Below are 13,749 nucleotides of genomic sequence, written 5' to 3' on the forward strand. Positions count from 1 at the left end.
TAGCCTCGACCCAAGCTATACCTTCCACGACCGAAGGCTATACGTCTCGCGGTCGAAACGTATACGTTTCACGACCGCAAGGTATAGCTCTTGCTTGCTCTAGCTATTGGCCTCAGCTCCCTGACCTTCCTTACGCGACCAGCTTGGGGCAAGCGCTCAGGTTGACGAAGCCGCTCCTTCCCTTCCTCCGCCTTTGACCTCAGCGAAAACGCTAGCGAGCCCAAGCGCAGCGCAGGTATAGGCGAAGGCCTTCTGAGGGATATCAGTCACGGCGCTGAGGGACGTCCGTCGCGGCCGCGACTGATAGCAGTCAGCACCCCTGACTGATATCCCTCAGCTTCGCCCCTGCTCTCCGTTTGCTCGTCTCCATGCCTCGGTCCGCACGCTACTTGTATAGGTGCGACCTCGAGAGGGACGGCTACGACCCAGCTCAAGTCCGTGGCTCTAGGAGCTGAAAGGATGTCCTTCTCCTCGGCAAAGACGGCCCCGATAAGTCCTCGCTACAGCCGCTTGAGCTGGGGGAGAGGCCGCCTAGCGCATACCTATATATAGGGGCTGTATCTCGAGAATGAGTATCTTTGTCCCTGCAATGTTACTCCTAGACCTACTCTTTACGTTCCTCAAAGGGATACTTATCGGGGTCTTGGTCTCCGCACCCATGGGACCGACAGGCCTCCTCTGCCTACGTGAGACTTCACGAGGCGGGCGGCGCGAGGGTATGCTCGTCGGCCTAGGAGCTACCCTGAGTGATCTGCTGTATGGCCTCATCGCTTACCTCGGGGTCGGCTTCATCCTCAATCTGCTGGATCGCTACAGCAGCGAGCTGCGTCTCGGGGGGAGTGTCTTCATCCTAGCCTTCTGCTTCTTCCTGCTGAGGCGTCGTATGCCGGCGGGGGAGGAGGATGAGCCCGTCGAGAGCCACCCACTCAAGTCCACCTACAGCGTGAAGAAGGTCTCCGGAGCCTTCTTCCTGACCCTCTCCAATCCCTTCATCATCCTACTCTTCCTGCCGCTGTATGCGCGTCTAGAGTTCGTGCGCGTCGTCAAGCTCCAGTTCGTGGAGTTCTTCGTCGCGATGTCGGGCATAGGGCTTGGGTGCCTCCTGTGGTGGATCACGCTGACCTACATCGTGCGCAAGGTGTCCAATCGCTTCGGCTCGCATCGCCTGGAGTGGATCAATCGCATCGTCGCCCTCGTGCTCATCGTCATCGCCCTGCTGGGTATATACTCCGTCTTCCACGAATAGCTGGGGGCTATCTCTACTGGGGCGCCACGCGTGCCGCCTCGGTCAGGACAGCCCCAGCGAGTGCTCACCAATACATTATACTACTTATGGCTTCAGCTAGACTTCCCCGCCTCGAGCGAGGCTCCCTCAGTCTACAGGAATTCACGCCTCTCCTGCAGGAGCAGGGTCAGCTCCTCTACATCGATACGCTGAACTGGCGTCAGGACTTCCCCCATCGCCCTCTCGTGGCTGCCTACCTGGCCTACGACGCCGAGGCGCTCTACATCAATTACCGCGTCTCGGGCGAGGATCTACGCACGCTTTCCCCAGGGGATGGCAACTACGTGCACGAGGATAGCTGCGTCGAGTTCTTCATGCAGCGCGAGCGCGGCACGGCCTACATCAACTTTGAGTTCAACGCGGCAGGCGTCTGCTACGCGGCACACCATGCCAGCCCCTCCGAGGCGGTACTGCTGAGCGCCGAGGAGTTCGCCAGCATCGAGCGCTGGGGTGACCATCAGGGGCAGCATGGCCTCGAGCGTACGGGTCCCGCAGCCTGGCAGCTGACGGTGGCTATCCCCTGGACGACGATGGGCTATGCTGCAGGACAGCTGCCCCGCGAGTTCTATGCCAATCTCTACAAGTGTGGGGACAAGACGGCCCACCCACACTTCCTCAGCTGGGCTCCGATCCAGGAGGTGGAGCCTGCCTTCCATCGCCCCCAGTTCTTCGGTACCTTCGTGCTGGACTAGGCTAGGGATAGCCTGGAGCCAGCCCTCTCGCCAAGCGCATTGACCCAGATGAAGCGACCCATCCTACTCCTCCTCGGCCTGCTGTCCCTCCTCGGGGGGCAGCGGGCTGAGGCTCAGCAGCCCGACAGCACCGAGCGGCAGCGCCTCGAGCAGCTGCGGCTACAGCTGCTGGCGCCCCGTGTCAAGCCTCAGGGGCTCGACCCCGACCTCGACCGTCTCTTCCGCTACGAGCCGCCCTATCCCTTCAACGATACGCAGGGCTATCACTTCCTCGCCGCCTATGCAGCGGGGCAGATGCGTAGCCGCCAGTCCGAGACAGGGGGCAGCGGGCATACCTTCCGCAGGATCATAGAGCTCGCGGTGGGGCGCAACTTCGACTTCGGGCGCTGGACGCTGGGTATCGATGGGCTGGCGAACCTTGTCCCCGACCGCAATAGCATCGACGGGCAGTGGCTGGGCTATGAGGTCCAGCTGGTGCGCCACCTCGCTCCAGGGCGTAGCGTAGCGCTGCGCAGCTCGAATAACTACACGCTGCGGAGCCGCCATTGGTTCAGCGAGAACCATCTCTTGCTCTACTACGCGCCGCAGCGCTCGGGGCTCCTCGTCCTCTCTGGGGGGCGTACCTCGCGGGGCACCTATCACCTCACACCCGAGGAGATCTACCGCGGCTATTACCCCTCACTGCAGCTGGGCAATGGCCCGATGCGCGCCTACAGCAAGGACTTCGTCTCGCTACGCAATGGCCTCGGCTTCCTCCGAGGGCAGCTGCACCTCACCACGGCGCTGAGCTGGGAGGATCGACGCCCGCAGGTGGAGCTGCCGCTACAGCACCATCGCCGCTTTGGGCTCAGCACGCAGCTGCTCCTAGCCCCACAGGCGCTCAATCGCACCGTAGCGGGCGAACTCCTCCCCATAGGCTACCGACGTGAGCTTGGGCTAAGCTACGAGCAGGCTACGGGCCTCGGCGCGCTGGATCGCAGCGCTGTGCCTTACCTCCGCTATCAGCAGCTCGAGCTCTTCGCTCGCGGGAGCTTCGCCCTCGGCCGGGGCCAGCTGGACTTCACCGCGCTGGTGGGGAAGCGCTGGGATGAGGAGCTCCTGGACAGTGGTGAGGCACGCTACTTCGAGCAGCTCAGTGACCTGGGGCGTGTACCCTTCCGCTACGCTTGGGCGACGCTGCCTATAGACTTCACGGGCGGCGAGGCCTGGGCGAGCCAGAGCGTCAACTACCTCGGGCGTGACTTCTTCCTGACGCGTAGCCGCGGTCTGGGGGAGGTGCTACGTCTGGACGAGGCCTTCCACTTCAAGGCCGTAGAGACGCGTGACGGCCGTAGCTACCTCGAGGGAGGCTATTCCCTCGGCTGGGGGGATATGGCGCGCCTCGGGCTCTTCGTCGGGCACGAGCTGCAGCGGAGCAAGACGCGCCTAGCCCTGCGCCTCAGCCTCCCCATCTTCTGCCTCAGCTCCAGCTGGAGCGAGCGCCGCTAGCCTCGTGGACCTCACGGCGCTACTCATTACTTCATAGCTCATCTCCTTGGCATCAGCTACTCTTGCTCGGGCTAGCCGAAGGCTGGCCTTAGCCGACCTATTGCGCATCGGTACCCCCATCATCCTAGGGCAGATCGGCCTTATCCTGGTCAGCCTCGCCGACAACATCATGGTGGGGAAGTACCATACCGATGCGCTGGCCTCGGCCTCCTTTGTCAACAATATCTTCTCCGTCTTCTTTGTCCTCGGCCTGGGCTTCAGCTACGGGCTGACGCCGCTCGTCTCGCAGGCGCATGCTCGGCAGCAGTCGAGCCGCCTGGGGCGTCTGCTGCGCCATAGCCTGCTGCTCAACCTCGCTGTCGGACTGCTGCTCTCGCTGCTGCTGGTCGGGGTCTACGCCTTCCTCCCGATCTTCGACCTGCCCGAGCGCCTGCTGCCCGAGGTGCGCTCCTATTACCTGCTGCAGCTGGCGAGCTTCATGGTCTTCATGGCTACGGGGGCGCTGAAGCAGTTCTTCGACGGGATAGGGCGCACCATCGTGCCTATGTGGGCGATCCTACTGTCGAATGTCCTGAACGTCCTCGGCAACTATCTGCTGATCTTCGGCGCGCTGGGCTGCCCCGAGCTGGGCCTCTTCGGCGCGGGGCTCTCGACGCTCTTCGCCCGTATCTTCGCCCTTGGGGTGCTGCTCGTGGCGCTTCGCTATAGTCGTACGCTAGGCGTGACCTATCGCTACGTGCGTGAGCTGAGGCTGCACGCGGCCTTCCTGCGTCGCCTCTTCCGCCTAGGCTTCCCCATAGGCGTGCAGATGGGCGTGGAGGCCGCCGCCTGGACGGTGGCCATCCTGCTGGTCACGCCCCTCGGGGTGAACGCACTGGCGGTGCATCAGAATCTCATCACCCTCACGCTGCTGGGCTACTTCATCTACTACGGCCTCGGGGCAGCGACGACGATCCTCGTCAGCCGTGCTCATGGGGAGGGCGATGTGGCGCGTGCGCGTGGCGTGGTCCACGTGGCCCTGCTGCTGGCAGAGCTGGTGGCGCTGCTTGTGATGAGTGGGCTCCTGCTCGGGCGGCACTGGCTGGGCTATATCTTCAGCGACGATCCCGCCGTGGTCACGATGACGGCGCTGGCCGTCATCCCTATGGCGCTCTATCAGCCAGGGGATGCGCTGCAGGTCATCTACGGCAATGCGCTGCGCGGGATCGAGGATGTCAAGCGCATGACCTACTATGCCTGCGGGATTCACCTCGTGCTGGCTCCGCTGCTGTCCTATGCTTTTGGCTTCCACCTCGGGCTCACCGAGCCAGGAGCACAGCTGACGGCTATCTGGTCCTCCTTCCCCGTGAGCCTGCTACTGCTCGGCATTCTGCTGGCTATCCGCTTCCGCTGGGCGACGCAGCGTATGGTGCGGCAGAGCGCCTAGCGGGAGGCCTTTTACCCTCGTCTTGGGGCTAAGCTCTCGAGAGGGCTGCGGCGCTGTCCTAACTTGCGTATATGCAGAGAAAGAGCTACCTTTGCAGAGCAAATCGCGAAAGCGAGATGCAGATGAGCGGCGGCTGTGGTGTAATTGGTAGCCACGTCAGACTTAGGATCTGATGCCGCGAGGCGTGGGGGTTCGAGTCCCTTCAGCCGCACTTAGAGCGCTTAGTTCTCCTTAGGAGGGCTAAGCGCTCCGTCTTTTTAGACCGATCTCTTCCCCTTGCTTCCCCAGTCCTCAGTCGTAGCTCAGCCAGCAGCCTTAGGACGGTCTGAACGCCCTTGCCCGCTACAGCGGGCGAAGGGGACTGCCCAGCCCGCCTGCTATGTCCCGCTAGGGCAGGGGCTCGTGAGGGATATCTGTCAGCACGCTGAGGGACGTCCGTCAGGCTGGTGAGGGATAGCAGTCAGCGCGCTAAGGGATAGCCCTCAGGATGCTGGGACAAGGCTCCCGCCGCGCTCCGACTCCTTGAGCGCTTTACTTCGAGCCCCTAGATGAAGCGCCGAAGACTCGGCGCGGGCTTGTCCTTAGCTCGCTGTGCTCGAGCTGCCCTGCTCCCCGCATAAGCCTCACGACAGACGGGGCGCTCGCTGGGCGCTCGCTGAGGCAAACTTGCTTATCTGCATGGACTGCCGTATTTTTGTTCCCCGAAGAACCAAGGACAAAGGGGTGCTGACGATCCGCCGTAGGGCGATCTGAGGCTGAGATGAGACCCTCAACACCTGACCCAGGCAATGCTGGCGTAGGAATTGTCATCATCACATACCAGTATACCCTTTCCCTTCGCTCTGCACTACCGATAGTACAAGTATTGTATGATGAAGAGAAAACTTATCCTCCCCGTGGTGGCCCTCTCACTGCCCGGCCTCCCTTCCCAGCCGCTCCACGCTATAGGCCTTAGCCTACAGGATAGCATCAAGACACATCGCCTCGAGGAGGTGCAGGTCACCGCGACCCGTGCCTCGGCCAAGACGCCCATGTCCTATACCAACGTGGGCAAGACCCAGCTACAGAAGTCCAACCTCGGGATGGACATCCCCTACCTCCTGCTGCAGACGCCCTCGGTCGTAGCGACCAGCGAGCCGGGCTTCGGTATCGGCTACACCTACATCCGCGTGCGTGGAGTCGACGCCGCGGGGATCAATGTGATGACCAATGGCGTGCCGCTCAATGACTCGGAGAGCCAAGGCGTCTTCTGGGCCAATATGCCCAACTTCTCCTCCAGCGTCCAGGATGCCCAGCTGCAGCGTGGGGTGGGTACCTCGTCCAATGGCTCGGCAGCCTTCGGCGCCAGCCTCAACCTACGTACGGACAACTTCTCCCTCACGCCTCGGGCGTCGATCTCCGTCCTCGGAGGCTCCTTCCACACCCTACGCCGTGAGGTCAGCGCCTCTACGGGACGTATCGCGGGGCACTGGGCCCTCGAGGCGCGCGTAGGGCGCACCGCTACCGATGGCTACGTGGATCGCAGCGGTACGAAGGGCGACTCCTACTTCCTCCAGGCAGGCTACTTCGGGGAGCGCAGCGTCTTCAAGCTCCTCGCCTTCGGCGGCAAGCAGCGTACGGGTATCGCCTGGAACGGACTGAGCCCCGAGGATGAGGCTAAGTATGGCCGCCGCTACAACAGTGCTGGGCACGTCAATCCCAGCGCCCCAGCCTCCGAGGCACGCTACCGCGAGAACACCGACAACTACGAGCAGCGCCACTACCAGGCACAGCTCACCCAGCAGCTCAGCGATCGGCTGACGCTGAGCCTGACGGCACACTATACGCAGGGCTACGGCTACTACGACGAGTACAGATCCCAGGAGAAGCTCTCCAAGATGGGGCTGGCGAACTTCCAGCAGACGCAGCCCGACGGCTCGACAAAGACCATCAAGAAGATCGACCTCCTACAGGCTAAGTATCTGGACAATGACTTCGGCGGCCTCATCGCAGGGCTGGAGTACAAGACTCCACGCCTGGAGCTGACGGCGGGCCTCTCGGGGAACCACTTCGTCAACGACCACTACGGCTATCGCTCGCCTATCACCGCCACGCCCTACAGCCTCGACCCCTCGCAGCGCTACTATGATAACCGCGCCCACAAGACTGACCTCTCGGGCTTCGTTAAGGCGAGCTATGAGCTCCTCTCGGGGCTGAGCCTCTTTGCCGACCTGCAGTACCGCTTCATCGACTACCGTATATCGGGGACCAACGATCGAGTAGAGCAGGGCAAGCCTCAAGAGCTAAGCCTCAAAAAGCGCTTCAACTTCTTCAACCCCAAGGCGGGGCTCTTTTACCAGTTCGCCCCCCAGCATCACCTCTACGCCTCAGTAGCCGTAGCACACCGCGAGCCCAATAGGGACAACTACACCAAGGTCACGCCCAAGGACTACCCCAATGCCGAGCGCCTCACCGACTGGGAGCTGGGCTACGGCTACCGCAGCGAGCGCTTCACCGCGGGCGTCAACGTCTACTACATGCGCTACAAGGATCAGCTGGTGAAGAACGGTAAGAAAAGCGACGTCGGCGGAGACCTCAGTGAGAACGTCGCCAAGAGCTACCGCGCGGGCGTCGAGCTATCCTCCTCCCTCCTGTTGCTCCCCTCGCTCCGCTGGGACCTTGCCCTCGGGATGAGCCGCAACCGGATCGCCGACTACACGCTCTATGTCGAGGACTACGACAGTGGCAAGCTCGTGGCGAAGCAGTATCAGGATACGGAGATCGCCTACTCACCCTCAGCGACCGTCAGCAACACGCTGACGCTGACGCTCGGGCGCTTCGAGGCCGCCCTCTCCAGCCAGTTCGTCGGCCGTCAGTACCTAGACAATACGACCAGCCAGACGCGTAGCATCCCGAGCTACCACGTAGAGCATCTGCGCCTCGGCTACGAGCTGCCCGTCAGCTTCGTCAAGGGCTGGAGCCTCAACCTCCAGCTCAGCAACCTGCTGGATCGCCGCTATGTCAGTGGCGGCTGGGGTGGCTTCGGCCTCTCTGGGGGGCAGGAGTCCTCGTGGCTGGTCTTCTACCCTCAGGCGGGGCGCCACCTGCTGCTGGGGACGACGATTACGCTGTAGCCGCTCGCCCGCCTAGTCCTTACCCCTTATTCCCCTTCCCCTATGGACCAAGTGCTCCCTTATCTGGCGAGTCATCCGCTGGAGCTCGTCACCATCTGCATCTCCCTCGTCTGGCTCGTGCTGGAGTACCGCGCGAGTATCTGGCTGTGGCCTGTGGGCATCATCCTGCCGCTGCTGTGGCTCCCGATCGCCTGGGGGGCGCGCCTCTACGGGATGCTCGCCATCAACGTCTACTACCTGGTGACGAGTGCCTGGGGCTGGTTCGTCTGGCTGCGTCGTAGGCCCAGCACGGCGGCCGAGGAGCTGCCCATCACGGATATCCCACGCCGCACGCTCGGCTGGACGCTCCTCCTCTCGGGTCCCCTCTACGGGCTCCTCATCGCGCTGGGGACGAACTATCTCCCCGAGTGGCGCATCCCCTGGGCCGATGGCCTCCTGACGGTCTCCTCCATCGTCGGGATGATCTGGATGGGGCGTAAGTGGCGTCAGCACTGGCTCTGCTGGATCGTGGCCAACGCCGCCGGCATCATCTCGCTGTGGACGGCCGAGGACTACCTCTCGATGCTGGTCTACCTGACGAACTTCGTCGTCTCCTTCTTCGGCTACCGCAAGTGGTCGCTCTTGATGAAGGAGCAGGACGCTACAGCTGCAGCCCGATGAAGCACTACCCACGCTATAGCCTCGAGACGCTGTCCAAGCGCATAGTCCTCGCCAACGGTGCCTTCCCCCAGGCGCCGCTCCCGCTGGCACTCATCGATCGCTGGGTGGCAGGGGCGGAAGGCTACAGCCTCACCTGCTGCGATGGTGGGGTGAACAAGCTACGGCAGTACACCGAGCGCCTACCCGATGCCGTGGTGGGCGACCTTGACTCCGCTGCCCCCGAGCTGAGACAGCTCCTCGAGGATCGTACGCACCACAGCCCCGACCAGGAGACCAACGACCTGACGAAGACCATGCGCTACCTCCATGCCAGCTACGGGCCGAGTGCCATCACGCTGCTCGGCGCCAGCGGAGGGCGCGAGGATCACCTGCTGGCGAACCTCGCGCTGCTGCCGACCTACGCGCCGCTGGTGGAGGAGCTCGTGATGCTGACCGATGAGGGCTACTTCCTCCTCATCACTGAGCCCTCGCTGGTGGCGGTGGAGCCTGGGCAGCAGCTCTCGGTCTTCGACTTCTACCACCAGCAGCTCACCTTCCGCGGTGTGCGCTGGCCCCTGGAGGCGCACACGCTGCCTGAGCTGTGGAATGGCTCGCTGAACTGTGCTACCGCCCCCGAGGTCTACCTCGAGGCGGAGCGGCCACTCCTCCTCTACGTGGCGAACCTCTAGCGGACGAAGGGCCTAGCCGTCCAGCTGCAGCCGCCCTTAGCCTAAAGACAGCCCCCGCCAGCTCTACGGAGCTGACGGGGGCTTTGCTTTGGGTGCGGAAGGCGTACCCTATTCTGCTTCCTTCCCTTGACCTTACTCAAGGCGAAGGACGGTACAGGCCTCAGCGGGCTGCCGCGCTAGGGGCGGCGCGCTGAGGGATATCCGTCAGCGCGCTGAAGGACGGCAGTAAGGAGGTGGAGGGATATCAGTTAGACCGCTGAGGGATATCCCTCGTGAGGCTAGGATAAGGCTCGAGGCTTGCTCGGCCGCTGCCTTCCCCTGTGTGAGGGCGTGGGCTTGCTTCCCTGGCACTAGCTCTAAGTTCGCCCTCGAGGCGGAGAAGATGGGCCATTTCGTCTGCCTGGCATCGAGCTCGCAGTCGTCCTAAATTAGATCCCCCGATAGCTCCACGGAGCCATCGGGGGATATTACTTGGAGGGAGCAGGTAGGGGGCAAGGGCCGTCCCGCTGCCTAGTAGTCGTAGCTGACCTCCCAGTCCTGAGCGCAGTTCTCCTTGCCGCACTCCTCGATCATCGCCATATCCTGTCGCGCCTGCTGCCCTATGGTCGTCAAGAGATCGCCCGTGATGGCCGAATTGATCCCTACATAGATCGCGCGGCGCTGCAGCTCGGGGCTGAGCTGGGCACGTCCGCCCGAGAAGCGGAGGAAGGCCGTGGGATTGACGAAGCGGAAGAGTGCGATGGCGGAGAGGATCTCGTCGGGCGTCAGGGGAGAGGCCTCGCCGAGGGGCGTCCCCTCGATGGGCTGGAGGATGTTCATTGGGATGCTCTCCGAGCCGAGGCTACGCAGGTAGAAGGCTAGCTCTACGCGCTGCTCGAGCGTCTCACCCATCCCGAGGATGCCCCCACAACAGATGCGCATGCCTACGCGGCGGGCGGCGGCGAGGGTATCTGCCTTGTCCTGCTGGGTATGTGTCGTGCAGAGCTGAGCGAAGTAGCTGGGGGCGGTCTCCATATTGCAGTGGTAGGTGGTCACGCCGCTCTCGAAGAGCTCCTGCAGCTGGTGCTCCTTCAGCAGCCCGAGCGAGGCGCAGCACTTCATCTCGGGTATGGCGCGCTTGATGGCGCGGTAGCTGATGGCGATCTGCTTGATCTCGCTGTCCGTCTGGCGTCGTCCGCTCGCCACGAGGGAGAAGCGCCCTATGCCCTGCTTGTGATTGTAGGCTGCCTGTGCCACGCAGGCGCTGGGGCTGACCAGAGCGTAGCGCTCGGCTCCCGTGGCGTAGTGGCCACTCTGGGCGCACCACTTGCAGTCCTCGGGGCAGTTGCCACTCTTGGCATTGATGATGGAGCAGGTATCGAAGGCCTTGCCGAGGAAGTGCTCGGTCAGCTCGTGGGCTGCCTCGTAGAGGGCCTCCTTGTCGGGGTGGGTGAGTAGGGCATAGCCCTCCTCGGGGCTCAGGCTACCGCCGTCGAGGACGCGCTGCTTGAGCTCGGTGATGTCTAGGGTCATGAGTGTTTAAGTGACAGGCTAGGGCTAGGGCCGCTAGCGGGGAGGGGCTAGGCTCGGGTGCTTGGGATAGGAGCCTAGCGGATACGGATATATAGAGAGCGCCGCAGCACGGCACGCCCCCAGCCAGTAGGGTACGTGTCGTGCTGCGGCGGCTCGAGGTGCATGTGCTCGGTGCTCGTGGGCTTACTTAGCGATGCGCTCCAGCCACTTGAGCATGGCGAGCATCAGGAACATCGAGATGGCGCAGGCCACCACGAAGAAGAGCCAGCAGGCCCAGAGGGGGAGCGAGGTGTAGAGGATCCCACCGATGAAGAGCAGGGAGTTCCCGATCGCCGTAGCAGCGAGCCAGCAGCCCTGCATCAGCCCCTGCATGTGGGGAGGTGAGACCTTGGACACGAAGGAGAGCCCAAGGGGCGAGATGAAGAGCTCGGCGACGGTGAGGATGAAGTACAGCCCGATCATCACCATAGGCGTCAGGCGCATGTCCTCCTTGGCGGCCTCCGCCATGTCGGAGAGGGCTTCCTTACCCGGCAGATCAAGGGAAACGAAGGAGAGGAAGACGTAGGCTAGGGCAGCGATACCCATCCCGATGGCGATCTTGCGTGGTGCAGAGGGCTCCTTGCCCTTACGTCCGAGCGCGCCGAAGATGGCCATGACCACGGGCGTCATCAGGACGACGAAGATCGGATTGACCGCCTGGAAGATCTCGGCTCCCTGGATCACGGTGAAGCCTAGGTCAATGCGGATCGTCGAGAGATCCACGTAGTCGCGGGCGAAGTAGGAGAGGGAGTAGCCGTTCTGATGGAAGGACATCCAGAAGAAGATAACGACGGCGAAGACGGCGAAGAGTGCCGTGACGCGCTGACGTACCTCCTGGGCGCTCATCTTGATCTCCTCGCGGCTCAGCTTCGACCCGTCAGTGCTAGCCACTGCCTTCTGCCCGGGATTGGGGAAGCGAGACTTGTTGACGAAGAAGATGACCAGGGAGACGAAGATCATCACGATGGCTGCGGCGAAGGCGTAGTGGAAGCCCTCGGAGAAGACGCTCAGGTAGCTCTGGACGAAGTCCTTGGTGCTGGCGAAGGTCTGACCGTCCAGGGGCACGCGGGTCGCGAGCTCCTTGAGGTTCTCCAGCGCCTGAGGCTTCATGCTCTCACCATGCTGCAGGTAGTCGTGGCAGAGGCCAGGCAGGTCGGCGTTGTAGGCGAAGCCATTGGCCTTGAGCCACCAGTTGCGGATGGCCACTGCGACGAAGGGCGCGAAGATCCCCCCTACGTTGATGAACATGTAGAAGATCTGGAAGCCCGCGTCACGGACCTTGGAGTACTGAGGGTCATCATAGAGCTGGCCTACCAGTGCCTGCAGGTTGCCCTTGAAGAGCCCGTTACCGAAGGCGATGACCGCCAGCCCGAGGCAGGACAGTGTGAGGTAGGGCGTGATGCTCTCTACGATGGTGGGTGTGGGGATGGCGATGAGCAGGTAGCCTACTGCCATGACGACCAGACCTGCCATGATCGTCCCCTTGTAGTTCTTGGTGCGATCCGCTATGATCCCCCCGACGAGCGCCAGCAGATAGATCGAGGCATAGAATGCCGAGTAGATGAAGCCCGTCGTCTTCTCCGATAGACCAAACTTGGCCGAGATGAAGAGCGTAAGGATCGCCATCATGATGTAGAAGCCGAAGCGCTCGCCCATATTAGAGAGCGAGGCTGCGAGCAGTCCCTTAGGATGATTTTTGAACATAGACGTTAGTTGTTGATAGGTGTGAGTTGGTATGGTTGGTGCAGTTATGCCTGGTCTATTCCTGCTTGATCTGGCGCACGGCTCCCGTACGGGTGTCGAGGTAGATGGAGGTGGTCTTGCCCTGGTTGAGGTTGAGCATCTTGGGCGCTAGAGCCTGCAGCGCGCCGAGCTGCGTCAGGGGGATCTTCTCCTGCAGGAGCGTCTTGCCCTCCCAGCTCAGGCGTACGAGGGCGAGCCCTGGACGGCAATAGACGATGCTATTCTCCAGCTGCTTCTCGTGTCGGCGCTCAGCCTTCTCGTCGAGCTGATCGGCGCGCTCGAGGGCCTTGATGGAGAGGGTGATGGGCGTGCCGCGTAGGTCGGAGGGTGCCAGCAGCCCGAGGCTAGGGGAGAAGCGAGCCAGCGTGTAGGCCTCCAGATCCTCACCCGCGGGGAGGTAGTCGATGCGGTGCGCGACGAGGCGCTGGGTCGTGTCGCCAGCGAAGAGGCGCAGTGTGCGGGCCTCCTCATGACGTAGGCGCTCGAGGACGAGGCGCATGGACTCGCCGTCCTTGGGCATGTTGTCGACAGCACCCGTGAGGACGTTCATCGAGGACTCACGCAGCTCGTAGAGGTAGTTCGCCGCGATCTCGGCGCGGCTGGCGCGGGTACCGGCCTGGCTGTATTCGCGGGGCAGGGCAGGGGCGGTCTGGTCGGCCTGCTGCTCCGAGAGGACTTGCGTCAGGGGGATCTGCTGCGCCTGGTCCGCGGGGAGCTCTTCGCTGCCGTTGATGCTGTAGAGGATGCCCTTGTCGGTGAGCAGGACGAAGGGCGCCACCGTCTTGCGGTCGAAGGCGATGAGGAACTGCTGGGTCTCGTCGGGGATCCCGGTGAGGACGGTGCGCGCTGACTCGAGGCGGTAGCTGTGCTGGGGCTCAGCCTCGACCTTGCGCCCTAGGTACTTGTCGGCATAGGCAGCGAGGGAGCCGGGCTGATAGTGCTGCTCGCGAACGTCGAGCACGAAGCTCAGCTGCGTCTCGGGCAGGCGGTATACGATGCCGTAATCCGTTTCCTTGGTCACATCATAGCGCTTGACGCGCGTCTGCGCAGCCAGCTCGGTCGACGCTACGAGGCTGGCGAGAGTAAGGGGGGCCACAAGGCCCAGCAAAAGACGTCTCATATC

At 62.8% G+C, this 13,749-nt stretch carries 10 protein-coding genes, 1 tRNA gene and 1 riboswitch; of the genes, 8 read left to right on the top strand and 3 right to left on the bottom strand.

Annotated elements, in window-relative coordinates; all coding sequences use genetic code 11:
* Positions 1-658: 658 nt before the first annotated feature.
* From Q0248_RS06390 to Q0248_RS06425, 8 genes are all read left to right on the top strand, one after another.
* Positions 659-1,246 carry a LysE family transporter gene (locus Q0248_RS06390; RefSeq protein ID WP_299320841.1) on the top strand — a complete coding sequence of 196 codons (588 nt, stop codon included), beginning with the start codon at positions 659-661 and terminating at the stop codon, positions 1,244-1,246.
* An 86-nt stretch (positions 1,247-1,332) separates the two neighbouring features.
* Positions 1,333-1,977, top strand: a complete 645-nt coding sequence (locus Q0248_RS06395) for a carbohydrate-binding family 9-like protein (protein ID WP_299320843.1) — start codon at positions 1,333-1,335, stop codon at positions 1,975-1,977.
* Positions 1,978-2,025: 48 nt separating this feature from the next.
* On the top strand, positions 2,026-3,465 hold the full coding sequence (locus tag Q0248_RS06400) for a hypothetical protein (protein WP_299320844.1): 1,440 nt from the start codon (positions 2,026-2,028) through the stop codon (positions 3,463-3,465).
* Between the two features lie 100 nt (positions 3,466-3,565).
* Complete coding sequence (locus Q0248_RS06405; protein WP_299320846.1) at positions 3,566-4,891, top strand: MATE family efflux transporter; 1,326 nt, start codon at positions 3,566-3,568, stop codon at positions 4,889-4,891.
* A 129-nt stretch (positions 4,892-5,020) separates the two neighbouring features.
* Positions 5,021-5,102, top strand: a tRNA-Leu gene (locus Q0248_RS06410).
* Between the two features lie 498 nt (positions 5,103-5,600).
* A riboswitch (TPP riboswitch) is annotated at positions 5,601-5,711 on the top strand.
* A 49-nt stretch (positions 5,712-5,760) separates the two neighbouring features.
* A complete protein-coding gene (locus Q0248_RS06415; RefSeq protein WP_299320847.1) occupies positions 5,761-8,004 on the top strand; it encodes a TonB-dependent receptor in 2,244 nt (747 codons plus the stop codon).
* Between the two features lie 42 nt (positions 8,005-8,046).
* Positions 8,047-8,664, top strand: a complete 618-nt coding sequence (gene pnuC, locus Q0248_RS06420; protein ID WP_299320849.1) for a nicotinamide riboside transporter PnuC — start codon at positions 8,047-8,049, stop codon at positions 8,662-8,664.
* The gene (locus tag Q0248_RS06425) at positions 8,661-9,332 is read left to right on the top strand and encodes a thiamine diphosphokinase (protein WP_299320850.1); all 672 of its coding nucleotides are present in this window, start codon (positions 8,661-8,663) and stop codon (positions 9,330-9,332) included. The genes pnuC and Q0248_RS06425 overlap by 4 nt, the downstream gene beginning before the upstream one ends.
* Before the next feature lie 510 nt (positions 9,333-9,842).
* Here the strand turns inward: Q0248_RS06425 and bioB are convergent.
* The 3 genes from bioB to Q0248_RS06440 form a co-directional block, all read right to left on the bottom strand.
* A complete protein-coding gene (gene bioB / locus Q0248_RS06430; RefSeq protein WP_299320852.1) occupies positions 9,843-10,844 on the bottom strand; it encodes a biotin synthase BioB in 1,002 nt (333 codons plus the stop codon).
* Positions 10,845-11,027: 183 nt separating this feature from the next.
* Positions 11,028-12,587 (bottom strand): peptide MFS transporter, encoded by a 1,560-nt coding sequence (locus Q0248_RS06435; protein ID WP_299320853.1) that lies wholly within the window; start codon positions 12,585-12,587, stop codon positions 11,028-11,030.
* Between the two features lie 55 nt (positions 12,588-12,642).
* Positions 12,643-13,722 carry a DUF4831 family protein gene (locus Q0248_RS06440; protein ID WP_299320855.1) on the bottom strand — a complete coding sequence of 360 codons (1,080 nt, stop codon included), beginning with the start codon at positions 13,720-13,722 and terminating at the stop codon, positions 12,643-12,645.
* Positions 13,723-13,749: the final 27 nt, after the last annotated feature.

This window comes from uncultured Porphyromonas sp. (assembly GCF_938046015.1).
GTDB lineage: Bacteria > Bacteroidota > Bacteroidia > Bacteroidales > Porphyromonadaceae > Porphyromonas.